At 66.8% G+C, this 24,261-nt stretch carries 28 protein-coding genes; 16 read left to right on the forward strand and 12 right to left on the reverse strand.

Translation table 11 applies throughout. The annotated features are described in order from the left end of the window. Together ACQ3DC_RS15410 and ACQ3DC_RS15415 are read right to left on the reverse strand one after the other, a co-directional pair. Complete coding sequence (locus tag ACQ3DC_RS15410; protein ID WP_430752638.1) at positions 1-1,077, reverse strand: ATP-dependent DNA ligase; 1,077 nt, start codon at positions 1,075-1,077, stop codon at positions 1-3. Between the two features lie 45 nt (positions 1,078-1,122). Continuing rightward, complete coding sequence (locus ACQ3DC_RS15415) at positions 1,123-2,046, reverse strand: AEC family transporter (protein WP_421092617.1); 924 nt, start codon at positions 2,044-2,046, stop codon at positions 1,123-1,125. Positions 2,047-2,219: 173 nt separating this feature from the next. Here ACQ3DC_RS15415 and ACQ3DC_RS15420 point away from each other — a divergent pair, with 173 nt between their 5' ends. The 4 genes from ACQ3DC_RS15420 to ACQ3DC_RS15435 all read left to right on the forward strand — a co-directional run bounded on the left by ACQ3DC_RS15420 (position 2,220) and on the right by ACQ3DC_RS15435 (position 6,535). Then, positions 2,220-3,212, forward strand: a complete 993-nt coding sequence (locus ACQ3DC_RS15420) for a TIGR03885 family FMN-dependent LLM class oxidoreductase (RefSeq protein WP_430752639.1) — start codon at positions 2,220-2,222, stop codon at positions 3,210-3,212. Continuing rightward, positions 3,209-4,903, forward strand: coding sequence for an alpha-amylase family protein (locus ACQ3DC_RS15425; protein ID WP_430752640.1), 1,695 nt, complete (start codon positions 3,209-3,211; stop codon positions 4,901-4,903). The genes ACQ3DC_RS15420 and ACQ3DC_RS15425 overlap by 4 nt, the downstream gene beginning before the upstream one ends. A 38-nt stretch (positions 4,904-4,941) precedes the next feature. Next, positions 4,942-6,171: a pyridoxal phosphate-dependent aminotransferase gene (locus ACQ3DC_RS15430; protein WP_157240238.1), complete on the forward strand. Its 1,230-nt coding sequence runs from the start codon at positions 4,942-4,944 to the stop codon at positions 6,169-6,171. A gap of 127 nt (positions 6,172-6,298) precedes the next feature. Next, positions 6,299-6,535: a hypothetical protein gene (locus tag ACQ3DC_RS15435; protein WP_139030984.1), complete on the forward strand. Its 237-nt coding sequence runs from the start codon at positions 6,299-6,301 to the stop codon at positions 6,533-6,535. 76 nt (positions 6,536-6,611) lie between these two features. Here the strand turns inward: ACQ3DC_RS15435 and ACQ3DC_RS15440 are convergent, their stop codons facing one another. The 3 genes from ACQ3DC_RS15440 to ACQ3DC_RS15450 form a co-directional block, all read right to left on the reverse strand. After that, positions 6,612-6,947, reverse strand: a complete 336-nt coding sequence (locus tag ACQ3DC_RS15440; protein ID WP_157240237.1) for a MoaD/ThiS family protein — start codon at positions 6,945-6,947, stop codon at positions 6,612-6,614. Then, positions 6,907-8,013 carry a WD40/YVTN/BNR-like repeat-containing protein gene (locus ACQ3DC_RS15445; protein WP_157240235.1) on the reverse strand — a complete coding sequence of 369 codons (1,107 nt, stop codon included), beginning with the start codon at positions 8,011-8,013 and terminating at the stop codon, positions 6,907-6,909. Before ACQ3DC_RS15445 ends, ACQ3DC_RS15440 begins: the two co-directional genes overlap by 41 nt. A gap of 62 nt (positions 8,014-8,075) precedes the next feature. Next, positions 8,076-8,276 carry a hypothetical protein gene (locus tag ACQ3DC_RS15450; protein WP_157240233.1) on the reverse strand — a complete coding sequence of 67 codons (201 nt, stop codon included), beginning with the start codon at positions 8,274-8,276 and terminating at the stop codon, positions 8,076-8,078. Positions 8,277-8,571: 295 nt separating this feature from the next. Here ACQ3DC_RS15450 and ACQ3DC_RS15455 point away from each other — a divergent pair, with 295 nt between their 5' ends. The 6 genes from ACQ3DC_RS15455 to ACQ3DC_RS15480 all read left to right on the forward strand — a co-directional run bounded on the left by ACQ3DC_RS15455 (position 8,572) and on the right by ACQ3DC_RS15480 (position 13,971). Further along, positions 8,572-9,249 (forward strand): hypothetical protein, encoded by a 678-nt coding sequence (locus tag ACQ3DC_RS15455; RefSeq protein WP_430752641.1) that lies wholly within the window; start codon positions 8,572-8,574, stop codon positions 9,247-9,249. Between the two features lie 103 nt (positions 9,250-9,352). Beyond that, positions 9,353-10,093, forward strand: a complete 741-nt coding sequence (locus tag ACQ3DC_RS15460) for a class F sortase (RefSeq protein ID WP_430752642.1) — start codon at positions 9,353-9,355, stop codon at positions 10,091-10,093. A 54-nt stretch (positions 10,094-10,147) separates the two neighbouring features. After that, positions 10,148-10,666, forward strand: a complete 519-nt coding sequence (locus tag ACQ3DC_RS15465; protein WP_321214801.1) for a universal stress protein — start codon at positions 10,148-10,150, stop codon at positions 10,664-10,666. A 287-nt stretch (positions 10,667-10,953) separates the two neighbouring features. Beyond that, a complete protein-coding gene (locus ACQ3DC_RS15470) occupies positions 10,954-11,301 on the forward strand; it encodes a metal-sensitive transcriptional regulator (protein ID WP_157240226.1) in 348 nt (115 codons plus the stop codon). Between the two features lie 58 nt (positions 11,302-11,359). Further along, a complete protein-coding gene (locus tag ACQ3DC_RS15475) occupies positions 11,360-11,599 on the forward strand; it encodes a heavy-metal-associated domain-containing protein (RefSeq protein WP_157240224.1) in 240 nt (79 codons plus the stop codon). Positions 11,600-11,625: 26 nt separating this feature from the next. Next, on the forward strand, positions 11,626-13,971 hold the full coding sequence (locus ACQ3DC_RS15480; protein ID WP_430752643.1) for a heavy metal translocating P-type ATPase: 2,346 nt from the start codon (positions 11,626-11,628) through the stop codon (positions 13,969-13,971). Between the two features lie 9 nt (positions 13,972-13,980). Here ACQ3DC_RS15480 and ACQ3DC_RS15485 read toward each other — a convergent pair whose 3' ends face one another. Continuing rightward, on the reverse strand, positions 13,981-14,253 hold the full coding sequence (locus ACQ3DC_RS15485) for a DUF2277 domain-containing protein (RefSeq protein ID WP_321214803.1): 273 nt from the start codon (positions 14,251-14,253) through the stop codon (positions 13,981-13,983). A 213-nt stretch (positions 14,254-14,466) separates the two neighbouring features. On the opposite strand from ACQ3DC_RS15485, the gene ACQ3DC_RS15490 reads away from it, so the two are divergent. After that, positions 14,467-14,730 (forward strand): WXG100 family type VII secretion target, encoded by a 264-nt coding sequence (locus ACQ3DC_RS15490; protein ID WP_157240220.1) that lies wholly within the window; start codon positions 14,467-14,469, stop codon positions 14,728-14,730. Positions 14,731-14,790: 60 nt separating this feature from the next. Here the strand turns inward: ACQ3DC_RS15490 and ACQ3DC_RS15495 are convergent, their stop codons facing one another. Then, on the reverse strand, positions 14,791-15,834 hold the full coding sequence (locus ACQ3DC_RS15495) for an EamA family transporter (RefSeq protein WP_323057981.1): 1,044 nt from the start codon (positions 15,832-15,834) through the stop codon (positions 14,791-14,793). Between the two features lie 72 nt (positions 15,835-15,906). Here ACQ3DC_RS15495 and ACQ3DC_RS15500 point away from each other — a divergent pair, with 72 nt between their 5' ends. Next, positions 15,907-16,452, forward strand: coding sequence for a CGNR zinc finger domain-containing protein (locus ACQ3DC_RS15500; RefSeq protein WP_157240216.1), 546 nt, complete (start codon positions 15,907-15,909; stop codon positions 16,450-16,452). On the opposite strand, the gene ACQ3DC_RS15505 is transcribed toward ACQ3DC_RS15500, so the two are convergent. From ACQ3DC_RS15505 to ACQ3DC_RS15515, 3 genes are all read right to left on the reverse strand, one after another. Beyond that, positions 16,449-16,817 carry a hypothetical protein gene (locus tag ACQ3DC_RS15505; protein WP_321214805.1) on the reverse strand — a complete coding sequence of 123 codons (369 nt, stop codon included), beginning with the start codon at positions 16,815-16,817 and terminating at the stop codon, positions 16,449-16,451. The genes ACQ3DC_RS15500 and ACQ3DC_RS15505 overlap by 4 nt on opposite strands. A 103-nt stretch (positions 16,818-16,920) precedes the next feature. Further along, positions 16,921-17,511 (reverse strand): hypothetical protein, encoded by a 591-nt coding sequence (locus ACQ3DC_RS15510; RefSeq protein ID WP_430752644.1) that lies wholly within the window; start codon positions 17,509-17,511, stop codon positions 16,921-16,923. A gap of 59 nt (positions 17,512-17,570) precedes the next feature. After that, entirely contained in the window at positions 17,571-18,923 is a 1,353-nt protein-coding gene (locus ACQ3DC_RS15515; RefSeq protein WP_430752645.1) for an MATE family efflux transporter, read from the reverse strand. A gap of 107 nt (positions 18,924-19,030) precedes the next feature. On the opposite strand from ACQ3DC_RS15515, the gene ACQ3DC_RS15520 reads away from it, so the two are divergent. Both ACQ3DC_RS15520 and ACQ3DC_RS15525 read left to right on the forward strand, forming a co-directional pair. Next, on the forward strand, positions 19,031-19,465 hold the full coding sequence (locus ACQ3DC_RS15520) for a DoxX family protein (protein ID WP_430752646.1): 435 nt from the start codon (positions 19,031-19,033) through the stop codon (positions 19,463-19,465). 134 nt (positions 19,466-19,599) lie between these two features. Next, positions 19,600-20,571 (forward strand): acyl-CoA thioesterase, encoded by a 972-nt coding sequence (locus ACQ3DC_RS15525; protein ID WP_421092610.1) that lies wholly within the window; start codon positions 19,600-19,602, stop codon positions 20,569-20,571. Positions 20,572-20,598: 27 nt separating this feature from the next. Here the strand turns inward: ACQ3DC_RS15525 and dnaB are convergent, their stop codons facing one another. Further along, entirely contained in the window at positions 20,599-21,981 is a 1,383-nt protein-coding gene (gene dnaB / locus ACQ3DC_RS15530; RefSeq protein ID WP_321214810.1) for a replicative DNA helicase, read from the reverse strand. 657 nt (positions 21,982-22,638) lie between these two features. Between dnaB and ACQ3DC_RS15535 the strand changes: the two genes are divergently transcribed. Both ACQ3DC_RS15535 and ACQ3DC_RS15540 read left to right on the forward strand, forming a co-directional pair. Then, the gene (locus ACQ3DC_RS15535; RefSeq protein WP_157240209.1) at positions 22,639-22,914 is read left to right on the forward strand and encodes a hypothetical protein; all 276 of its coding nucleotides are present in this window, start codon (positions 22,639-22,641) and stop codon (positions 22,912-22,914) included. Between the two features lie 2 nt (positions 22,915-22,916). Further along, entirely contained in the window at positions 22,917-23,489 is a 573-nt protein-coding gene (locus tag ACQ3DC_RS15540) for a hypothetical protein (protein ID WP_157242838.1), read from the forward strand. A 59-nt stretch (positions 23,490-23,548) separates the two neighbouring features. Here the strand turns inward: ACQ3DC_RS15540 and ACQ3DC_RS15545 are convergent, their stop codons facing one another. After that, on the reverse strand, positions 23,549-24,175 hold the full coding sequence (locus ACQ3DC_RS15545) for an FMN reductase (protein ID WP_421092609.1): 627 nt from the start codon (positions 24,173-24,175) through the stop codon (positions 23,549-23,551). Positions 24,176-24,261 lie beyond the last annotated feature (86 nt).

Raw genomic sequence — 24,261 nt, forward strand, 5'->3', positions numbered from 1 at the left:
CTACGGCCGGCCGGTCTCCAGCACCGACGCCAGGTCAAAGCTGACCGGCTCCTCCAGCTGCGCGTAGGTGCAGGATTCCGGGTCCCGGTCCGGCCGCCAGCGGTTGAACTGGGCCGTGTGGCGGAACCTTTCGCCCTCCATGTGGTCGTAGCGGACCTCCACCACCAGTTCCGGGCGCAGCGGGACGAAGGACAGGTCCTTGCCCGCGCTCCACCGGCTGCCTTCGGCGTTCCGCGGGGTCCGTTCGCCTTCCTCCTGCTTCGCCCAAGCCCACGGATGGTCATCGAAGGTGGTCACCAGCGGCTGGAGCTGTTCAAACAGTTCCTGCCGCCGCTTCATGGGGAAGGCGCCGATCACGCCCACGCTGGCCAGGCCGCCGTCGTCCTTGTATAGGCCCAGCAGCAGGGATCCGATGGCGTCCGGCCCGCTCTTGTGCAGCCGGTAACCCGCCACCACGCAGTCGGCCGTGCGCTCGTGCTTGGTCTTGAACATCACACGCTTGTCCGGCTCATACCTGCCGTCCAGGCGTTTGGCCACCACGCCGTCCAGCCCGGCACCCTCGAACTGCCGGAACCACTGCTCCGCCGTGTCCTTGTCCGTGGTGGCGGCGGTGAGGTGGACCGGGGCCGTGCTGCCGGCGAGCGCCTTCTCAAGCGCCGCCCGCCGTTCCGTGAAGGGCCGGCCCGTGTAGTCGTCGTCGCCCAGGGCCAGCAGGTCGAACGCCACGAAGGAGGCCGGCGTCTGCGCCGCGAGCAGCTTCACCCGGCTGGCGGCGGGGTGGATGCGCTGCTGGAGGGTGTCGAAATCCAGCCGGTCGCCGGAGGAACCGATCAGGATGATCTCGCCGTCCACCACGCAGCGTGGCGGCAGGTTCTCCTTCAGCGCCTCGACAAGTTCCGGGAAGTAGCGGGTCATTGGTTTTTCGTTGCGGCTGCCGATCTCCAGCTCATCGCCGTCGCGGAAGATGATGGACCGGAACCCGTCCCACTTGGGTTCATAACTGAGCTCCCCCTCCGGGATGCCGCTGACGGCCTTCGCAAGCATGGGCGGGACCGGCGGCATCACGGGAAGTTCCATGTGCCCCATCTTGCCGGGCGGCAGCCGCTTCCGGAAGACCGGCGCTCACCCGGCCAGCAGCCACACAATGAGGATCAGCGCCGGGGCCGCGGCCGCCGTCGACAGCAGGATGGTTTCCCGGGCCACCGCAACGCCCCGCCCGTACTTCGCGGCAAACAGGAACACGTTCTGGGCCGAAGGCAGCGCCGCCATCAGCACCACGCCCAGGAGCATGTGCTGGTCCAGGTTGAAGAGAAAGCGGCCGACGACGAAGGCCACCACGGGCATCACCGCGGACTTCAGCGCGGTGGCAGTGAGGATTTCCGCAGTGTGGCCGCCGCTTTGGAGCATCCGGGTCCCGTGCAGGGACATGCCGAAGGCCAGCAGCACCACGGGGACGGCGGCTCCGCCCAGGAGGTCCAGCGGTGCCATCACTGGTTCCGGAAGTTCCACACGGAACGCTGCGAGGACCACCCCCAGCAGGGATGCGATGATCATGGGGTTCCGGAAGGGCTGGGTGAGCAGCAGGCGCGGCGAGACCCGGCCGGCCGCGGAAAGGTCCAGTAGGGTGAGGACCAGCGGGGCGAACAGGAGCAGCTGGACCAGCAGCACCGGCGCCACGGGGGTCGCGTCGCCCAGGGCATACAGCGTGATGGGGATGCCGATGTTGTTCGCGTTGACATAGGAACTGGCCATTGCGCCCACGGCGGTTTCCGCCAGGGGCCGCCGGAACCACAGCCGGCTGGCCAGCACGTACAGCAGTGCGGTGGCGGCTGCCGTGATCAGCGCCAGCGGCACATAGGCCGAGAACACCACGGTGAGGTCCGATTCCAGCACCACGGTAAACAGCAGGACGGGGTTGGTGATGAAGAAGGCAGTGCGGGTCAGTGCGGAGACAGTGTGCTCACCGCCCAGGCCGCACCGTGCGGCGATGTACCCCACCGCAATGACGACGCCGATCACCGCCAGGCCGATCAGCACACCGCCCACAGGGGTACTTCCTTCCGTTTCCGCGGCCTGCGCGCGAGTCCGGGGCAGCGCAGTACTACAAGTCCAAAGTTATCTGACAAGTGACCGGCCGCCGGACAGGCGCCGCGCCCCCTGGACACAGGAAGCCCCGCGACCCCTCGACACAACACCTCCCCGGACGGTAGAGGTTAACGATGGTTACTGTCGGCTTCCACGCCTCGCACGAACAGATCAGTCCCGGGCAACTGCTTAAAGACGTCCAGCACGCGGAACGGGCAGGATTCGATGCCGCCATGTGCTCGGACCATATCGAGCCGTGGTCTGCCCGGCAGGGGCATTCCGGGTTTGCCTGGTCCTGGCTGGGTGCCGCGCTGGCCACCACCAGCCTCCGGTTTGGAGTGGTGACGGCGCCTGGCCAGCGCTACCACCCGGCCATCATTGCCCACGCTTCCGCCACGCTGGCCAGCATGTTCCCGGGCCGGTTCTGGATGGCACCCGGCAGCGGCGAGAACATGAATGAGCACATCACCGGCGATGCGTGGCCGCCCAAGGAAACGCGGCAGCGCCGGCTGGAGGAATGCGTTGAGGTGATCCGGCGGCTCCACCGGGGCGAGGACGTAACGCACCACGGCCTGGTCACCGTGGAACAGGCCCGGATCTGGGACGTTCCGGAGCCCCCTCCGCCGCTGATCGCGCCGGCCATCAGTGTGGACACCGCGCGGCGCGCCGCCGCCTGGGCGGACGGGCTGGTCACCGTCAACCAGCCGGCAGCCAAGCTCAAGGACATGCTGGCCGCCTACCGGGACAACGGCGGCCGCGGCAAGGCCGTGCTGCAGGTGCACCTGTCCTGGGCGCCCCGTGAACAGGACGCGGCAGCGATCGCCCTGGACCAGTGGCGGACCAACACCTTCGCCCCGCCTGTCCCGTGGGACCTCCCCACAGCCGGGCATTTCGACGGCGTCAGCGGGCAGGTGGGCGAGGAACAGGTCCGCAAGGCCGTCAACGTTTCGGCGAGCCTGGGCCAGCACGCCGAGTGGCTGGCCGGCTACTCCGACCTGGGCTTCGACGAGCTCTACCTGCACTTCGTGGGGCAGGAGCAGGCGCCGTTCATTGATGCGTTCGGCGCGGAGGTCCTTCCACAGGTGCACGGTTCGCGGCTCCAGGCGCAGGCACAGGCTCCGGCATGAGGATCGCCGAAACCTCGGACCTCTGGTGGAAGAACGCAGTGGTGTACTGCCTGGACGTCGAGACGTTCTTTGATGACGACGGCGACGGCACCGGGGACTTCGCCGGCCTCACCCAGCGCGTGGACTACCTGGCAGCCCTGGGCGTGACCTGCATCTGGCTGATGCCCTTCTACCCCTCGCCGGACCGGGACGATGGCTACGATGTCACGGATTTCTTCACCGTGGACCCCCGGCTGGGCACCATGGGGGACCTGGTGGAGTTCATCAGGGCCGCCAAGGACCGCGGCATGCGGGTCATCGCGGACTTTGTGGTGAACCACACCTCGAACCAGCACCCCTGGTTTGTCGAGGCCCGGCAATCCACGGACAACCGGTACCGGGACTACTACGTGTGGCGGAGCGACACTCCCCCCGATACGTCCTCCGAGGTAGTGTTCCCGGGCGAAGAGAACTCACTCTGGACCCAGGACGACGCTACCGGCGAGTGGTACCTGCACATGTTCGCCAAACACCAGCCGGACCTGAACGTGACCAACGAATCGGTGCGGAATGAAATCGCCAAGGCCATGGGCCTGTGGCTTGAGCTGGGCCTGGACGGGTTCCGCCTGGACGCGGTGCCTTTCTTCCTGGAAACCCGGGGCCAGCCCAGGGACGAGGCCGCCAACCTGGATCCGCACGCATACCTGGCAGCATTGCGGAGTTTCGTCAGCCGCCGGAACGGGAGCGCGGTCCTGCTGGGCGAGGTGAACCTGCCCTACAAGGAACAGGTGGAGTACTTCGGCGGCCCCGAGGGCAACGAGCTGAACATGCAGTTCGACTTCATGTCCATGCAGCACATCTACCTGTCGCTGGCCCGCCAGGACGCCCGTCCCCTGGCCGAAACCCTGAAGAGCCGGCCACCGCTCCACCCCGACAACCAGTGGGCCATGTTCGTCCGCAACCATGACGAACTCACCCTGGACAAGCTCACCGACGGCGAACGCGAAGAGGTCTTCGCGGCGTTCGGGCCCGAGAAGAACATGCAGATCTACGGGCGCGGGCTGCGCCGGCGGCTACCCCCGATGCTCGGCGGCGACCAGGAACGCATCAGGATGGTGTACTCGCTGATGTTCTCCCTCCCCGGCACACCGGTGCTGTTCTACGGCGAGGAGATCGGGATGGGCGAGGACCTGCGGCAGAAGAGCCGCGCCGCCGTGCGCACCCCGATGCAATGGAATGACGAAAAGAATGGCGGGTTCTCCACCGCCAACGTGTCCCGACTCGTGGCGCCCGTTGTCCGGGACGAGTATGGCCCGGACAACCTGAATGCCGCCAAAGCCAAGCGGGACCCCGGTTCGCTGTTCAACTTCATGGTCACGCTGATCCGCCGCTACCGTGAATCGGCGGAGCTGGGCTGGGGCAAGTTCGCCCTCATCGACCAGCCGGAGCCGGCCGTCTTCGCCCACACGCTCAGCTCGGACGGCGGCACCCTGGTGCTGCTGCACAACTTCGGGGAGGAGCCCGTGAAGGTCAGGGGCACGGTGGGCGCGGAGGACGGGCCGCGGAATGCGTTCAGGGACGCTGTCCTGCTGGACCTGTTTGACGGCGACAACACAGCGCTGGATCCCGACGGCGGCTTCACGGTTGGGCTGGGACGCTACGGTTACCGCTGGTTCCGCCTGCACCGCAAGGGCGATCGGCCGGCACCCTAGCCGTGCGCCGGCGTCGTCCGTTTGTGAAAAAATCAACCATGCGCCCCATGCAACACTCCAGCAAGCTCCAGAACGTGCGGTACGAACTCCGCGGGCCCATCCTGCGGGCCGCCAAAGCCATGGAGGCGGAGGGGCACCGGATCCTCAAGATGAACCTGGGGGACACCGCACCGTTCGGGCTGGAGGCGCCGGAGTCCGTGGTGGTGGACATGATCCACCACCTGCGCGGTGCCCAGGGCTACAGCGACTCGAAGGGCATCTTCACGGCGCGCACGGCGATCTCGCAGTACTACCAGACCCGCGGCCTGATGCAGATTGGCGTGGAGGACGTCTTCATCGGCAACGGCGTCAGCGAGCTCATTTCAATGTGCCTGCAGGCGTTCATGGAGAACGGCGACGAGATCCTGGTGCCGGCACCGGACTACCCTCTCTGGACGGCCGCCGTCACCCTGACCGGCGGCAAGCCGGTGCACTACCTCTGCGACGAGGCGGAGAACTGGTGGCCGGACATGGCCGACGTGGAAGCCAAGATCACCAGCCGCACCAAGGGGATTGTGATCATCAACCCCAACAACCCCACCGGCGCCGTCTACCCGCGCCACATCCTGGCGCAGTTCGCGGAGCTGGCCCGCAAGCACCACCTGGTCCTGTTCTCCGACGAGATCTACGAGAAGGTGCTGTACGAGGACGCCAAACACATCCACACTGCCGCTGTGGCGGAGGACGTCTGCTGCCTGACGTTCAGCGGCCTGTCCAAGGCCTACCGGATGCCGGGCTACCGGGCCGGCTGGGTGGCAGTCACCGGACCGCTCGCCGCAACCGCCGCCTACCGGGAGGGACTGGAACTGCTTGCCTCCCTGCGCCTGTGCGCCAATGTCCCGGCCCAGCACGCCATCCAGACCTGCCTGGGCGGCTACCAGAGCATCGAGGCGCTGGTGCGGCCCGGCGGCAGGCTCCGCGAACAGCGGGACCTTGCCCACCAACTGCTGACGGCCATCCCCGGCGTGACATGCGTGCCTGCGGCTGGAGCCATGTACCTGTTTCCCCGGCTGGATCCGGAGCTCTACCCCATCAGCAGCGACGAGCAATTTGTCCTGGACCTGCTGCAGGACCAGAAAATCCTTGTCTCGCACGGTTCGGCCTTCAACTGGCCGGCGTCGGACCACTTCCGGTTCGTGATCCTTCCGTCCGTGCTGGATATCCGGGAGGCCGTGCGGCGGATCTCCACGTTCCTGGCGGCCTACCGCACCAGCCTGGAACTGCCGTAGGGGAAACAGCTCCGGCGCGAAAAGCTAACCCGCGCCTAACCGAGGGGAAACGCGGGCGCAACATTGCTTGGGCACACTTGATTCTGCAGGCAAGAGCCGGCACCAGCCCCAGCCAGGAGGCCACGCCATGAAGCAGAAAGCGACACCACATGTGACCAGAGTCCGCGCCCTGGACCAGCTCCACCGCGGCGACGAGATCGAAGCCCGCCTTTCCGTCGGGCCCTCCTACGACGACGTGGTGATCCGCCGCGGCCGCGTCCAGGAAACGGCACCGGGCATCGGCGTCGTCTGGATCCTGGACCGGCTCACCGGCCTGCGCAAAGCCATCAATACGGACGAATGCAGTGTTTGGCGGGTGGCCTGACCCCAGCCGGAAGCCGTTGCCGCGGGCGTAGCCAGTAAGGGCTGCCCGCCGCAACGGACGCCCCCTGCCAGCCCGCTCAGCCTCCGGCCACGGACTGGATGACCAGCACCTCCTGGCCCGGAGCCACCTCGGTGTCCAGGCCCTGCAGCCGCCGCACCTCGTCTCCGCCCACGTAGACATTCACGAAACGCCGCAGCGCGCCCGTCTCGTCGCGGAGCCGCCGGGCGAGCACCGCGAAGTCCGAGGTCACCGCATCCAGCAGCTTTCCCACCGTCACCGGCCCGTCGGCGGGCGCAGTCAGGACCGACTGCCCGCCGGCCAGCGGATGCAGGACACTGGGGAGCACCACAGTGATGTGCCGTGCGTTGTTGTCAGCCACCGGCAACCACGGCTGCCCGGACACACAGCACATCCGGAAGGTGGGACGCCACCTCCTGGAACACCTCACCCTCGTCAGCGCTGGCGTAGACGCTTCCGCCGCGGGTCCCGAAGTAGACCCCTGCCGGCTCCGCGGTGTCCACGGACGCAGCATCACGCAGCACACTGTTGTACTCCCGTGTAGGCAGGCCATTACTGAGCCTCTTCCAGGTGCTGCCGGAATCGTCCGTGCGGTGGACTGCCAGTTCGCCGCCCGGCGGGATGCGTTCGCCGTCAGCCTTCAGGGGAACAACCCATGCGGTGCCTTCGCGGCGGGGATGGGTCAGCATCACAAAGCCGAAATCGGCGGGCAGCCCCTCCGCAATGGAGTTCCAGCTCTCCCCGTTGTCATCCGTGCGGTAGACGCCGTGGTGGTTCTGGGCGTACAGGCGCCCGTCGACGGCGGCATCCGCGGCGATCTTGTGCACGCACTGGCCGAACTCCGGGTTGGGGTCGGGCATGAAGTAGGCGGAAATGCCGCGGTTGCGCGGCTCCCAGGAGGTGCCGCCGTCGAGCGACCTGTAAACACCTCCGGTACTCATGGCCACATGGACCGTCTCCCCCGCGGGATGGACCACGATGGAGTGCGCGGCGGCGCCGCCGTACCCGGCACCCCACTCGCTGCGGTGGGGATGGTCCCAGAGACCCCGGTTCAGTTCGAAGTGTTCACCGCCATCCGTTGACTTCCACACGGAAATGGGCTCCGCCCCCGCCCAGACGACGCCGGGGCGGGACTCCGCGTCCGGGTAAATCTGCCAGATGCGCTCCAGCGCTGCGCCGGTGTCCTCCGGAAACCTGACGGCGCCCTGCTCCGGCTCCGACCAGCTGGCTCCGAGGTCATCCGAGTGGGCTACGGTGGGCCCCCAGTGTTCGCTGCGGACGCCCACCATGATCCGGGTCCGGCCTTCCCTGGTGTCTATCCCGATGCTGGGGATCTCACTCATCAGGAAATGCGGGCCGGTGAAGGACCATTGGCGCCGGTCCCCGCTCGTGGCAAGCCACAAGCCCTTCTTGGTTCCGATTGCAAGGACAAAACTCTCGGTGGTTGCCATGCCCACCATGCAACCACCGCCCAAGGCGGCCCGCAACGGTTTTCTTGCTGCCGGGCCGGCACACGGGACTGCTAGTCCACGAACTCCGACTGCGTCTCAATGAAATCCCAGTCAGCCTCGGTGAGGACGGCCGCAGGATTCTCCGGATGCGGACCGCCTGCTTCCGCAATCCCCTGGAGCACCGAAAGGGGCAATTCCTCGGCACGAAGGTTTTCCCGCAGCCATTCCTTACTTGCCAGGTCCAGGTCCAGCCACCACATGAAGATTTCCATGACTCCACGCACCTTTCGTCTGCTTCAACGTTAGGCCCGGCGGCACCCGCGGACAAGATCCACCCGTGGAAGGCAGGTAGCCGGTGCGGGTCGTCCCTGCGTGATGCGGGTACCCGCAAGTAACCGGACCAGCCAAGGGCGGGAAAAGACGAGTACCCCCTACTCAGGACTGCCCCGGGGGCACCCGCCTAGCCTGAAAACTCAAGCAAGCTGACCGTGTTGCTGGGGCATTCGGCGCAAGCACTGTTCCTCCTCAGCATGGTCCGTTTCCGGCAAAGAACTGGGGAGAATCATCATGAAACGCACCATGGCCACACTGGGGGTGCTGGGGCTCGCGGCGTTCACCGTCGCCGCTCCGGCCACCGCCGCCGGCGACAAGACCAAAGACAAGATCACCATCTGCCACGCTGAGGGCGGCGGCTTCTACAAGGCAGTCACCATCGGCGTCAGCGCCTTGGACGGGCACGACCTGCACCTGGATGACATCGTTCCGCCAAACGACGGCATGGGCGCACGGAACTGGGACACGAAGGGAATCGCCGTTCACGCCAACGATTGCGTGGCGCCCGCAGCGCCCGTAGTGGTCACGCCGCCTGTGGTGGTGCCGCCGATCGTCGTGGAACCCCCCATCGTGGTGGAGCAGCCCGTGGTCGAACAACCGGTCGTCAACCAGCCTGTGGTCGAGCCCCCTGCTGTTACGCCCGTCGTCGAGCAGCCCGCAGCCGTTCCACCGGCGGCGGCACCAGTGGCAGCCGCACCCCAGGCTGCCGTCCAGCGGCAGGCACCTGCCGCCGCCCCGGCGGCTGCCCCGGCAGCCACCAGCCTGGGAACCAACCAGGGGTACAACGCCCAGACCGCCGTCGGCGGTGCTGACAGCGGTCCGTCCTGGCTGGCTGGACTGGGTGCCCTGATGGCTGCAGGAGCGGCAGTCGCGGTCCGCCGCAGGTCGCGCACGCAGCCCCTGGGCGGCTGACGCCGGCCAAGCCGCAATTGCGGCCACCTGACAAGGAAGGCGTTCCGCCAGTGCCCGGCGGGGCGCCTTCCTTCCGGTCCCGTCTCGAGCATCGGGGAGCATTATGGAAAAGGCCCAAAGCCGGCACGTCGCTGAGACAAAACCCCGGCGGCGGGGCTGGGACCGGGGAGATCTGGCCATTCTCCTGTGCGGCGTCCTGGCTTTCCTGTCCTTTACCTTTGGCGCACCCTTGTTCAGCCCACCGCACCCTGCCTCCGGATTCGCCGGACGTGCCGTCGAATCCGCCAATGCCGGGATTCCGGCCCCCAAGCCGGCGCCGCCCGCCGCAACCGCTGCCGCACCAGGAACTGCGCCACCTGCGGAATCCCCCGCCGCTGCCGCTCCGGAACCTCTGCTGCCCGACGCATCACAGCCCCGCCGCATCCGGTACCCGTCCGCGGGCTTCGACGTGCCCGTGCACCCCCTCGATCCGGACAGCGCCGCCGAGTCGAGCCAGACCATCGAGCCGCCCGCCACGAAAGACGGCTACTGGCTGACTCCCTTCGGCACGCCGGGCGAAGGCTCGTCCAACACCACCTACGTGATCGGCCACAGCTGGGACGGCGCGGAGGCGCCTTTCAATCACTTGAGTTCAGCCGCCGCGGTGGGCGACCGGTTCGAGGTTGACACGGCCTCAGGCACCATCACCTATCAGGTGGACAGCATCACCACCTACCTGAAGTCCAGCCTGAAGGACAGCCCCATTTGGGAGATCGTGCCCAACCGCCTGGTCCTCATCAGCTGCTACACGGAAGATCCCTGGGGGAAAAACGTCGTTGTCACCGCCTCACCTGCGGTTTCTTAGCGGCGTGAAGCCCGCCTCCCTGTGCAGGGCCTTTCACTAGGCGGACAATGAGCTATGACGTCTGATCGATTCAACGGCACGGCCCCGCTCCTGGTGGGTGTCATGCCCAAGCAGCATCCCGAAGTCCTGCAGACTGCTGCAACCCTCGCTGCGCAGCTGGGCGTCCCGCTGGTCTGCGCCTACGTGGACGAGGCAAGTTATCTCGTGGAGTGGGACCCGGCGCGCTCCGCCCACCGGCTGTCCCTCCATCCGGAGGCGGATGACCAGGAGATCCGGTCCCTGACCTTGGAACTCACAGCAGTCATCGAAGCCGCGGTGGCAAACGTGCCGGGAGGGGCAGACAGCGTGAAGTGGACACTGCGGACACTGGCCGGAGATCCCGCACGCGGCCTCTCGCAGCTTGCTGCGGAAACCAATGCGCCGATGATTATCGTGGGCACCTCGGAGCGGGGGTTCTCGCACCGCCTCGCGGAGGCCCTGAATGGATCGGTGGGGGCGTGGCTCAGCCATCATCAAAGCAGGCCTGTCCTGGTGGTTCCCTACCGGATGCCCGCCCATGAAGACCGGCCGTGATCGGCGCCATCCCGGCCCCGATCAGGCCTCCGTGGTGACTCGGATAATAAAGCGAAAGTAGTTATTCGGGGCGCTGGCGGTCCGCGCTACCAGCCAGTAAGCTGATTCAAGCAGACCGGCACCAACCGCAATTGGCGCCGGATTTGCCCAAAAGCCGCTCCGGAGTGCGTATCCCCCAATAACGCACTCCGGAGCTTTTTTGTGCCTTCTTTGGCCGTGGACACCTTCGCAAAGATACCCCCTGGGGGTACTTGATCGAATACCCCTGAGGGGTATAGCCTGATGCCATGGACAGCATCGAAGAAGCGGTTGCGCCCGGGCCCGGGACGGCGCACCTGCCGACGCACGGCTACACCGGCAATAAGGACGCATACCTTCGCAGGCTCAGGCGCATTGAGGGCCAGGTCCGCGGGATTGCGCGCATGGTGGATGAGGACAAGTACTGCATCGACATCCTCACCCAGGTATCCGCCGTCACCAAGGCCTTGCATGCGGTGAGCCTGGGCCTGATGGAGGAACACATCGGCCACTGCGTGGTGGGAGCCGCCTCCGAACCGGACCCGGCAGCACGCGCGGAAGCAATAGACGCCAAGGTCAAGGAAGCGGCAGACGCCATCGGCCGGTTGCTTCGCTGACCCGCCCATTACCCGATTACGTGCCGGCCACCGCCGGCCACCCCCAAAGGAGCAAGCCATGAGCACCACCTCCCCCGCCACCACCATCGTCAGCGTGTCCGGAATGACCTGCGGCCACTGCGTCTCCGCAGTCAGCGAAGAACTCGAAGCCTTGGCGGGCGTCGAAGAAGTGGACGTCGAACTGAACGCCGGGGGCATTTCCACGGTGACCATCACCTCGAGCAAGGAACTCTCCCCTTCCGAGATCGGCGAGGCAGTGGCGGAGGCCGGCTACCTGGTCGTCGCCAATGAAGCCTGAAGACCACCACTGACACGGGGATCCGCATGAGCAACCAGGACCTTCTCCACCAGCCCGGCACCCGGGTGGTGGAGCTCGATATTGAGGGCATGACCTGCGCCTCCTGCGTCAACCGGGTGGAGAAGAAACTCGGCAAGCTCGACGGCGTGCAGGCCACGGTGAACCTCCCCCTCGAATCAGCCCACGTGACCGTTCCGGCCGGGGTCACCGACCAACAGCTCGTAGACACGGTCAATGCGGCCGGTTACAAGGCCACGCTTCGCAAGGCTCCGGCAGCGCAAGCACCTTACACTGCCGGCGGAGGAACCGAGGTGCTGCCCGCAACCGGGGCGGCCGTCGGCGACCACGCGGCCCATGGCGGCGCCGCGCAGCTCCGCCCCCGGTTGATCCTGGCAGCAGTCCTGACCGTCCCGGTCTTCGTTATTTCCATGGTTCCCGCGGCCCAGTTCCCTCACTGGGGGTGGGTGGCCGCGCTCCTGGCGCTGCCGGTGGTGACCTGGGCGGCCTGGCCGTTCCACCGCGCGGCGGCCATCAATGCGCGGCACCTGGCGTCCACCATGGATACCCTGGTTTCCATCGGCGTGACGGCCGCGTACCTGTTCTCGGCCGGGCAGTTGCTGGTGGATCCGCGCATGACGGAACACCCGGGGATGGAAGGGATGGAGGCCGGCGGCCTCTACTTCGAGGTGGCGGCCGTTGTCACAACCTTCCTGCTCCTGGGCCGCTACCTGGAAGCCAACGCGAAGCAGAAAGCCGGCGACGCCCTGCAGGCCCTGCTGAACCTGGGCGCAAAGGATGCCACCATCCTGCGTGGCGGCACCGAACAGCGGATCCCGGCCGACCGGCTCCAGGTGGATGACATCCTGGTGGTCCGGCCCGGTGAAAAGATTGCCACCGACGGCGTGGTGGCAGACGGGATTTCGGCCGTGGACGCTTCCCTGGTGACCGGCGAGTCGGTACCGGTGGAGGTAGGCCCCGGCAGCCGCGTCACGGGCGCCACCATCAACACGTCCGGCCGCCTGCTGGTGCGCGCCACGCGTGTCGGCTCTGAAACAACCCTCGCCCAAATAGCGCGCCTCGTGTCCCAGGCCCAGACCGGCAAAGCGCCCATAGCCCGCCTTGCGGACCGCATCAGCGCCGTGTTCGTTCCCGTGGTCCTGGGCATCGCCGCGCTGACGTTCGCGTTGTGGCTCCTCTTTACGGGACCCGACGTAAGCAGTGCTGACCTGCGCTCGGCCTTTACCGCCGCCGTCGCCGTCCTGGTGATCGCCTGCCCGTGCGCCCTGGGGCTTGCCACCCCGGTTGGCCTGCTGACCGGAACCGGGCGCGGGGCCCAGCTGGGCATCCTCATCAAGGGGCCGCAGGTCCTGGAGGACACCCGGACGGTGGACACCATCCTGCTGGACAAAACGGGGACCGTCACCACCGGCGTCCTTGCCGTGGACGCGGTGCTGGCCTTCGAGGGCTTCGCGGAGGGTGGCGTCTTGCGGCTGGCCGGCGCCGTGGAGGCGGCGTCCGAGCATCCGGTGGCCAGGGCTATCGCGGCCGCCGCCCATGGGGGCACCAAGGGGATCCACCCAGCGGACGACGGCGGCGCCCTCCCGGCCGTGCAGGGCTTCCGTTCCGCCCCCGGCGGGGGCGTTTCGGGAACCGTCGAGGGCAGGCTGGTTGCTGCCGGCCGCGCGGGGTGGCTGCAGGAGAACGGCGTCACCATTGCGCAGGAACAGCACGCCGCATTGTCGGCGGCGGAAGCCACGGGCGCCACCGCCATTTGGGTTGCTGTGGACGGCACTCCCGCCGGCATCATCAGCCTGCGCGACACCGTCAAGGAAGGCTCCGCGGCCGCCGTCGCGCGCTTGAAGGCGCTGGGCCTGCGCCCCATCCTGCTCACGGGTGACAATGCGGCCGTCGCCGCCCAGGTGGCCGCCGCCGTCGGCATTGACGAGGAAGACGTTTTTTCAGGGGTGCTGCCGGAGGGGAAAGTCGAGGCGGTGCGCAGGCTGCAGGCCGGCGGCGCCACCGTGGCCATGGCCGGAGACGGCGTCAATGATGCAGCGGCACTCGCACAGGCGGACCTCGGGATCGCCATGGGCTCCGGCACGGACGTGGCCATTGAGGCGGCAGACCTGACCGTGATGGGCAACGACCTTGCCCAGGTGGCACAGGCGATCGAGCTCTCACGGAAGACGCTGGCCACCATCAAGACCAACCTGTTCTGGGCGTTCTTCTATAACGCCGTCGGCATTCCCGTGGCTGCGCTCGGCCTCCTCAACCCGATGATCGCAGGTGCCGCGATGGCCGCCAGTTCGGTGCTGGTGGTGGCCAACTCGCTGCGGCTGCGGAGTTTCGGCAGGCAGCCCGCAGGCAGGTAGTCCGGGAGTTCAGGCCGCGCCGTACCGGACGGCGGCGCGGGCCTTGGCCTTGGCCGCCTCGGTTTCGCGGTCCTTGGGAGGCGCCTGCGACACCAGCGAGTCAAGGAGATGCTGCGTGATGTGGGCGATCTCGTGAACCGCCTCCTCAAAGGCTTCCTGGTTGGCCCTGGAGGGCTTGGTGCTGCCGCTGACCTTCCGCACATACTGCAGTGCGGCCGCATGGACCTCCTCGGACGTGGCGTGCGGCTCGAAGTTGTGAAGGGTTCGGATATTCCGGCACATACAGCCATGCTAGGCTCTGGAACGCCTGCGATCGACCCCTTCCGCGGGCCCGCAGGGGCTGCCGTCCATGGGGAGTCCGGCATGGGCAGGGCTGCCCATCGACACTGTTTTGCGGACCGGGGTAGGTTTTAGGCAATGGATCTTCCGGATGAGCCGGGGGGCCGCGGGGGATGCCGACCTGGTTCGGATCCACGATCTAACAAGGAGAAACCAATGGCCATGTGGGGTGCAGACGTTCAGCAGCTTCGTCAGCTGGGCAGCAAGCTTCAGGAGGGCGCGTCACAGATCGAGACGCAGAAGTCCAATCTCACCAGCTTGCTGAACAGCACCGACTGGAAGGGGCCGGACGCGGACAAGTTCCGCGAGGAGTGGTCCGGAACCCACACCACCCAGCTGACCAAGGTGGCCGAGGCTTTGAAGGAAGCCAGCACCCGCGCCAAGCGGAACGCCGATCAGCAGGATCAGGCTTCCAACTAGCAACGCGGCTGCGAAAGCTAACGCACAGAGGGCCCGGACACCAGTCCGGGCCCTCTGCTTTTAAGGGACGGGCTCGACGTCGTTCGCGTGTTCCAGCGGGGACGCCGCCCTGGGCGGCTCCTTGCCGCCCGCTCCCGCCGACGCCGGCGCAGGGCCCCGGAGTTCGTCCAGCCGGACCAGGATGACACCGCCGACGATCAGCGCTCCGCCGACGAGCTGGATGGCGCCCGGAAGCTCACCAAGCAGCAGCCAGGCCCAGATGACGGCGAAGAGTACCTCTGTCAGCGACACGAAAGAGGCCACCTTCGATCCGAGCGCCCGGGCGGCCATGATCCCGGACACGTACGCCAGGACCGTCGCCAGGACCACGAGGCCCGCCAGCGGGACCCACCACGGGGTGGTCCAGGGGCCGAGCCTGGTATCGGCTGCGCTGAAGGCCATCGGCAGCAGGCCGGTGGCGGCGGAGAGCCACATAGCGGCCGCACCCACCAGCAGCCCGCCGGAGGCCAGGACGATGGGCGGCAGGGAGTCGTTCTCCTTGGCCGTAATGAAGAAGTACATGGCAAGGCAGACGGCGGCCGCAATTCCCCAGAGGACACCGATGACGTCGATCTTCACGGCGCCTGTGAGGTCCAGCACGAGAACCAGGCCGGCAAGGGAAAGCAGGGTACCGCCGAACGTCAGGACACGCGGCCGCCTGCGGCTGGCAGCCCACAGCCACAGCACGATGATGACCGGAGCCAGGTATTCAAGCAGGAGCGCCACGCCCACGGAGAGCCTGGCCACAGCGTTGAAGTAGAAGAGCTGGCAGGCCGCCACGCCGATCAGCCCGAAGAGGAGGATGGTCACCCAGTTGTTCCGCAGCTGGTGCCAGCGTCCCCGCAGGGCTGGAACCGCGGGCACGGCGAGAATCAGGGCGGCACCCGTGAGCCGGGCAGTGACGGCGGCTCCCGGGGACCAGCCGGTCTCCAGGAGCGCCTTGGCGAAGGACCCGGAGAGGCCGAAGACGGCGGAGGAGAACAGGGCTATGCCCAGGCCGGAGGCGAGGAAGTTCAGCTTGCCTGCGGACAGGCGGCCGGGCGCGCGGTTGCTCGCAACGGACATTGAGCACCTCCTGTCAGGAGTAAAGTGGGATTATGGTCATGACAGTACGGGACGGCACTGTAAGGAGTCAAGATGGTTTTTGCCCCTGACACCGAGGTGGCGCTGCGGACGGTGGTGAATCTGGTCAATTCAGCGGCAAATGGGGCCGAAGGCCTTGCCACGCAGGCGGACCTGGACCGTTTCCTGGCGGCTGAGGGTTTCACCGGCTCCCGCACCAGGGATCAGCAGGAACTGGAAAGCGTCCGGCAGTTGCGCCGGCAGCTCGCAGAGCTTTGGACAGCGGATGAAGATGCGGCTGTCCGCACGGTGAACCGCCTCCTGCGCGAGGCGCGCGCGCTCCCCCAGCTGGTCAAGCACGACGACTGGGACTGGCACCTGCATGCCACCACACCGGACGCCCCGCTGGTGGACCGGATGAGCACGGAGGCCGCGATGGCGCTGGCGGATGTCATCCGCGGCAAGGAGATGGACCGAATGCGCACCTGCGACGCAGAGGATTGCGATGCGGCGGTGCTGGACCTGAGCCGGAACCGGTCGAAGCGCTACTGCGACACCGGCAATTGCGCCAACCGCGCACATGTCGCCGCCTACCGTGCCCGGCAGGCGGCCTCGGGCTAGTGGCCGCCCGGCGTGTCCGGGTGATCAGGGCTGTCGGCGGAGGCGGGTGGCTCCTGGGGGCCCGGGGCGCCAAAGCCGTGGGAGGGTTTCCGGGCCGAGCTGAGGTTCACGCCGGACCCTTTACCCAGATGCTCGGCATTTTCCTTGTAGCTCATGGAGAGCATTGCGGCGACCACCAGGGTGACAATGAAGGCGATGCCGGCCGCGGTGAAGGCCAGGTCGAAGCGGGGAGTCCGCGCACTGCCGCCCGAAGCAAAGACGACAACGGCAAGGAAGGCGACCACAGCCCAGAACGCGGAGAACATCAGGGGCCCCTTCACCGAGGTCCGCAGCCTGCGCGGTTTTCCTGGATGCTGGTCTGCCACGGTGATTCCTCCCTGCAGGCGGCACGCCGGCCGGCCTGGATCAAGTATTGCGGTGGTTTGCCCGGCCAATTTTCTACAAGGAGTAGAACCGCGCTTTCCTAGTTTACGGCTTTCCGGCGGCGTGGCCGGCATCGTGCCGAAGCGTCAGGCCCGAAAGTACCCACAGCACGCCGGAAATAATTGCTCCTCCGCCAGCCACCCCCAGCAAAGCGTGGGCACCCAGGCCGATGAAGAACGGCAGCAGGGCTGCGGTTCCAAGGCCTATGGCTCCGGAGGTGATCCAGTCCCGGGAGAGCACGTGGCGGCCGCGCAACATCAACCCGCAGAGCAGTTCAAGCGCTCCCGCCACACCAAGGCCCGTTGCGGCCACCACGCCAAACAGCAGGTCCCCGTGCAGCAGGACCAGGGAAAGTCCCGCGCCGGCCAGCACTGCGCCTGCCGCCGAGAGCATCTTGCCCGGAGCGCCATCCCGCTGGAAGCCTGCAGCCTGGATACCCCGGAGGAGGAGCGCGCCGGTGGCCAGGAGATACAGCCCGCCGGCCCAGCCCATGACCTCCACGGAGGGCGCGGCCCAGAAGATGGTGACTGCGCCGAACACCAGCGCTGCCGCCGAGCGCAGCAGGACGGGCCGCCAGAGGTCTGGCCGGGGGGCGGTTCCGGGGGCGGTGCCTGCGGGTGTCCTTGGTTGCGTCACCGGTCCAGTTTAGTGGCGGCCGTGCGCTGGCAGAACTTCGGCGCCTGTTCCCGCTGCCCCTACCCCGAACCGAGCACCATCCAACGGTCGGACCGGGCACGCAGGCCCAGGGTCAGGGCGCGCGCAGCCATGTAGCCGAGGGCAAAGGCGGCCCACAGCCAGCCAAGGCCTGCGGCACCCGATAGGCCGGGCAGCGCCACGGCAATCAACAGCGGCACATAGACGGCAAGATTCAGGACCCCGGCCAAGGCAAGGTACTTTGCGTCCCCGGCGCCGATCAGCACCCCGTCCAGCACAAACACATAGCCGGCTATGGGCTGGCCCGCCGCGACGACCCAGAGGGCAGTGGCCAGAACCGACTGCACCTCGGGATCGGACGTGAAAAGGGCACCCGCCCAGGGGGCCGCCAGTGCCAGGAGCACGCCCGTCGCCACGCCAAAGCCCAGGCCCCAGCGGATCATGGTGCGGGTCAGGAGGCGCGCCTTGGCGGCATTCGATGCGCCCAGCTCCTTGCCGATCAGGGCCTGGGCGGCGATCGCCAGGGCATCCAGGGCGAAGGCCAGGAAGGAAAAAATCGTCATTGCCAGCTGGTGGGCTGCCAGGTTGACCGCCCCTTGCGCGGTGACCACCAGCACTGTGGCCAGGATCGCGATCCGGAGGCTCAGTGTGCGCAGCATGAGCCAGGACCCCACCCGCGTCATACTGCGGATCCCCCGCCAGCTTGGCAGCAGGCTCACCCCGCTGTTCACTGCGTTCCCCCTGACGATGACCAGGTAAACGCCCGCCATCGCCCACTGGGCCACGCTGGTTCCCACCGCGGAGCCGGTCACCGACCAGCCCAGCCCGTAGACCAGCCACAGGTTCAGGACGATGTTGAGGCCAAAGCCCGCCGTGGCCACCACCAGCGGGGTCCGGGTGTCCTGAAGGCCGCGTAGGAGGCCTGTACCGGCGAGAATCAGGAGCATGGCCACCAGCCCGGGCATGGACCAGCGGAGGTAATCGACGGCGAATCCCCGCACCTCGCCTTCCGCCCCCAGAAGGCCGATCAGCGGGTCCGCGGCCAGGAACCCGGCCACGGCCAGGACGAGGCCCAGCAGCAGTGCCAGCCAGACGCCGTCGCGGCCGGCTGCCAAGGCCTTGCCCGGCTGGCCGTCGCCGATGGCGCGGGCCACGGCAGGGGTAGTGGAGTAGGCCAGGAAGACCATCAGGCCGACGGCGGTGTGCAGCACCGCCGAGGCGAGTCCGACGCCGGCCAGCTGGGCCACGCCCAGGTGGCCCACAATCGCCGAGTCGGCGAGCAGGAACAGCGGCTCGGCCACAAGCGCACCAAAAGCGGGGACGGCAAGCCGGAGGATCTCCCGGCGCTGTCCCCTGGATGGCGCAGCAGTGGTGGGGGCAGGTAAGCGGGGCACGATGCCAGCCTAATCCGCCGGCCGCGATCGGGCCTGTGCGGATGACAAGGAACACATTGTGACGATTTAGTTGACACTTCAACCATCGGGCCGGAAGACTGGAATGCATGAACCAGTCACGACTTACCACCACCGCCATTACTGCCCTCCGCATCATCCTGGGCTTCCTCTTCGCCGCCCACGGCTGGCAGAAGTTCAACGAATGGACCATCGCCGGCACCCAGGCGTCGTTCGCCAAGATGGGCGTTCCGGCAGCGGAAATCGCAGCCCCCGCAATCGCCGTCCTGGAGTTCGCCGGCGGCGTCGCCCTGATCCTGGGCATCCTCACCCGCGTGGTTGCAGCCCTCCTGGTCCTGGACATGCTGGGGGCCCTGGTCCTGGTCCACGCCTCCGCCGGAGTTTTTGCCTCCAACGGCGGGTACGAACTGGTGCTGCTCCTCGCGGCCGCAGCCTTCGCCCTGGCCCTCACCGGCGCCGGACGCCTCTCAGTGGACCGGGCCCTCTTTGGCCGCAGCAACTCCAAGTTGTCTGTCCTCGCCTAAGCCAAACCTCCGGCCATGGCCGGGAACCGCTCGACGGCGGGTGCCCACTCCGGTGCGCACCCGCCGTCGGCCTTTTCATCACCCGAAACAGGCCTGACTGCTGGGTAACCCAATGGCGTCAGTATGATCGCACCATGACCGACACCCCTGCCTCCAACTCCGTGACCCTCCGCTTCCTCGCCGCCCCGATGGACGTGGGACACAGCGGCTCGGTGGATGCCGGGACGGTCCTGGAGTGGGTGGACAAGGCCGCGTATGCCGCGGCGGTGGGGTGGGCGAAGTCCTACTGCGTGACTGCCTATGTGGGAAACATCCATTTCGCCGATCCGGTCAACAGCGGGGACATGGTGGAGGTGGAGGCCACCATCGTCTACACCGGCCGGTCCTCGATGCACATCCGCACCGTGGTTTCCTCCGGGGATCCCAAGGGCGGTCCGGCCACTATGCGAAGCCAGTGCATGGTGATTTTCGTAGCCGTCGGGGAAGACGGGAAACCCATCCCGGTGCAGCAGTACGAACCCGTCACCCCGGCGGAAATCGAGCAGCGGGACCACGCCCTGGCCCGGATCAAGGTGCGGGAACAGATTGTCGAAGCCATGAACCGCCAGGAATATACTGACGCGGGCACGGCCGAACGGGTGACGCTCCGCTTCATGGCTGCGCCCACGGACGTGAACTGGGGCGGAAAAGTGCACGGCGGGATCGTCATGAAGTGGATCGACGAAGCAGCCTACGTCTGCGCCTCCCGGTACTGCGGCATGAACACAGTGGCCGTATTCTCCGGCGGCGTCCGGTTCTACCGCCCGTTGCTGATTGGCCACGTTGTGGAGGTGGAAGCCCGCCTGGTGTACACGGGGACGAAGGGCATGCACATCGCAGTCCACGTCCGTTCCGGCGATCCCAGGAGCCGCGACATGAACCTCACCACCTATTGCCTGACGGTGATGGTGGCGCGCGACGCCGAAGGCAACTCGGTGCCTATCCCTGCCTGGGTGCCGGTCAGCGAGGAGGACAAGCGGCTGCACGCCCACGCCCGGGAGCTACTCGAGATCCGGGGCACCGCCCCGGGCAACCGCCTGCCGAACCACCTGCTGGCCCAGGGCTAAACGCCCCCACCCGCCGGCGCGTGGCTCCTAGAAGCCCCCGCCGCCGGCGTCGGCCGCCATGTTGGCAAACCGGGAGTAATGGCCCTGGAAGGCCACCACGATGTCCTTCGTGGGACCGTTACGGTGCTTCGCAACCAGGATGTCGGCTTCGCCGGCGCGCGGCGACTCCTTGTCATAGACATCCTCGCGGTGGAGCAGGATCACCATGTCCGCGTCCTGCTCGATGGATCCGGATTCACGGAGGTCCGAAACCATGGGCCGCTTGTCCTGGCGCTGCTCAGAGCCACGGTTCAGCTGGGACAGTGCGATGACCGGGACCTGCAGTTCCTTGGCCAGGAGCTTCAGCGCGCGCGAAAACTCGGATACTTCCTGCTGGCGGGACTCCACCTTCTTGCCGGAGCTCATGAGCTGCAGGTAGTCGAGGATCACCAGCTTGAGATCATGCTGCTGCTTCAGGCGCCGGCATTTTGCCCGGATCTCCATCAGGGACATGTTGGGGCTGTCGTCAATGAACAGCGGGGCGTCGTTCATCCGGCCCATGGTGGTGGCGATCTTGGACCATTGCTCGTCCTTGATGGTTCCCTTGCGGAGATCCTGCAGTCCGATGGTTGCCTCCGCGGAGAGGAGGCGCATGGCGATTTCGTTCCGGCCCATTTCGAGGGAGAACATCACCGTGGAGAGGTTGTTCTTGATGGCAGCGGAGCGGGCAAAATCCAGTGCGAAAGTGGACTTACCCACAGCCGGGCGGGCGGCGATGACGATCATCTGGCCCGGGTGCAGTCCGTGGGTGAGCTCATCCAGCTCGTAGAACCCCGTGGGGACGCCGGTCATTCCCTCGCCGCGGTGCCCGGAGGCCTCGATCTCGTCCACTGTGGACTCCATGACGTCCTTGAGGACAACGTAATCCTCGGCAGTGCGCCGCTCGGCCACGGCGTAAACCTCGGCCTGGGCCTGGTTGACCAGGTCCTCCACCTCACCGTCCGAGCCGTAGCCCAGCTGGACGATCTTGGTTCCGGCATTGACCAGGCGCCGGAGGACGGCGCGCTCAGCAACGATTTCGGCGTAGTAGCCGGCGTTGGCCGCCGTGGGGACGGTCTGGATCAACTCATGCAGGTAGGCGGGGCCGCCGATCCGGTTGATCTCGGCACGCTTGGTCAGTTCGTCCGAGACGGTAACAGCGTCCGCCGGTTCGCCGCGGCCGTAGAGGTCGATAATGGCTTCGTAGATGGTTTCGTGGGCGGGGCGGTAAAAGTCCTGTCCCCGGAGAATTTCCACCACGTCGGCAATGGCATCCTTGGACAGCATCATGCCGCCCAGGACGGATTGCTCGGCAGGGATGTCCTGCGGTGGCTTTCGGCTCGCGTCTGATCCGCGGGTTGTTTCGACCGGGTCAAGATGCGCGATTGACAAAATTGCCGTCCTCCATGTGAGCCGGGACCTGAGGTCCCGGCGGTGATCCATCCTGGTGTGGCGTTGCCCGAAGACCGCGCACCGCTACCTGTTCAGGTCTACCAGCAGGGTGTGACAACGCGGGGCCACGCCCTCCGGAGACGGCATGGCGCGAGTTATCCCCACTATCCACAGGTTTTCCACAGCGGGCGATTTCTTCCGGATCCGGCGGCTCCACAGGCTGCCTTCAGCAGCAAAGCGGAACCAGCAGGACCCTGAAGAACAGGTACCCCGCTACGCTAGCCCCCTCCGCTCCAGCTGCAAAGCCAGCGGTGCCCGAGCCCTGTGGACAACCTGTGCACTAAGGGGCATAGCTTGTGCACAGCCTGTGGGAAAGGTTGTGGACAGCAAAAAACTTTACCGGGTGATATGCGCTTGACCTGCGGAAACATTAGCACCAGCATGTGGAGTAAATATTTCTTCCCGGGAATTTCATCCACAGCCCATATGGCCGCCAGTGGCCATAGGTCGCCGCGCGGCGGGCAGTGACCCAGTTCATCTGCGAACCCGTGGCCTTCGTCATATGCCGCTGCGGATGTCTGGCGTCGGGCAGGCCGCCCCATATGCACAACAGTGAATATTGCTGTGGATAAACAGGAACTGGCATAAGCTCTATGTATGGGCGAACTACTGCTGGTTCTGCTGCCGGCGATCGTCTTGGCGGCGCTTATTTGGGGGCTTGCCACGGCCCTCAGCCCACGCGATTCAGGCGTCTCCGACGCCGAGAAGTACCAGCGGGACCTCGCCGAACGTTCAGCCCGGCACTATGCCGCGCAGGTCCAGGCGGCCACCGCCGCGCGGGCCCGCCTCGAGGCCATTACGCGGCCAAGCCAGAACGCCCAGGCGATGCACTCAGATCTGGCTGCCACCAGGAAGTACACAGAACGGCAATGAAAATGGAATCGCTCGTGATCCCTGTCCTTATCCTCCTGGCCGTGGCTGCCGGAGTCTCCCTGGCTGCCCGCGCCATCAGCAGGCGAAAGGCTTCCGCCGGTGCGGCATCCACGTCGCCGCCCGTCAGTTCCGCCGAGCTCGCCCGCCAGGCGGCCACGAAACTCTCCGAGGACCAACACCGGCGGCTATATGCCCTGATTGCCCAAGGCCAGGCCATGGCCGCCATCAAGCTCTACTACGAGGTCACCGGGGATGGGCTGCGCGCGTCACGCGATGCCGTCGGTGCGCTGGCCGCCCACCCCCAGCCCTACCGGGGCCCCGAGGCAGTGCCGCCGGCCACTGAGGACGACGAGGACGATGAGCCGCAGCGGTTCCCTTACCGCTACCGGGCCATTGCGAGTAAAGGCGACGTAACCCGCGAGGTCAGCAGCAATATGCTCAACGACGAGATCTACGGCCGCATCCGCACCCTGGCCCGCAATGGGGACACCGAGGCGGCTGCCACCGCCCTTACCCGCCATTCCGATATCTCCATGAAGCAGGCCAGGGAGTTCATCGAACTGCTGGACGACTAAGCCCGGCTGGACTCGTGAAAGGGCCTACTGGAAGTTGGCTTCGCTCGCGGCGGGGAACTTCAGGCGTTTCCGGAGATGCCCGCCAGCAGCTGCTCGAATGGCAGTGACTCCATGGGAACATGCTTCCGGCCCGGCTGGGACCCCTCCATCAGGCGGGTAAATTCGCCGGCAGCGCGGTCGATGCGGGCGGCAAGGGAGGACCCGTCGTCGTCCGCGGTTCCCCAGTCCTGCGGGCCGGCGAAGACGCCCGTGGGCGCAATTCTGGCGCGCAGGTAGCTGAAGAGCGGGCGGAGCGCGTAGTCCAGGACCATCTGGTGGCGCTCGGTGCCGCCGGTGGCGCCGAGCAGGACGGCCTTGCCGTCCAAGGACTTGGGGTCGAGGACGTCGATGAAGGATTTGAACAGGCCACTGTAGGACGCGCTGAACACAGGCGTCACGGCGATGATCCCGTCGGCGGCTTCCACCCCTGCGATGACCTCTGCGAGGCGCGGAGCAGCGTAGCCGGTGACGAAGTTGTTGGCGATGTCCACGGCAAGGTCCCGGAGTTCGACGACGTCCACGGTCACGTCATAGCCGGCCGCGCCCAACTGACGTTCAGCCGACGCTGCCAGCTGGTCGGCAAGCAGGCGGCTCGACGACGGCACGCCCAAGCCGGCGGAAAGGACTGTGATACGGCGGGTTTCCATGACGGTCTCCTGTTGCTCGGTAGTTCGTATACAAGTTACATGCATTTGCATGTTTACATCCATACAGGCAAACCGGGGAACGTGCC

The sequence above is a fragment of the Paenarthrobacter sp. NEAU-H11 genome (genome assembly GCF_050573415.1).
GTDB lineage: Bacteria > Actinomycetota > Actinomycetes > Actinomycetales > Micrococcaceae > Arthrobacter.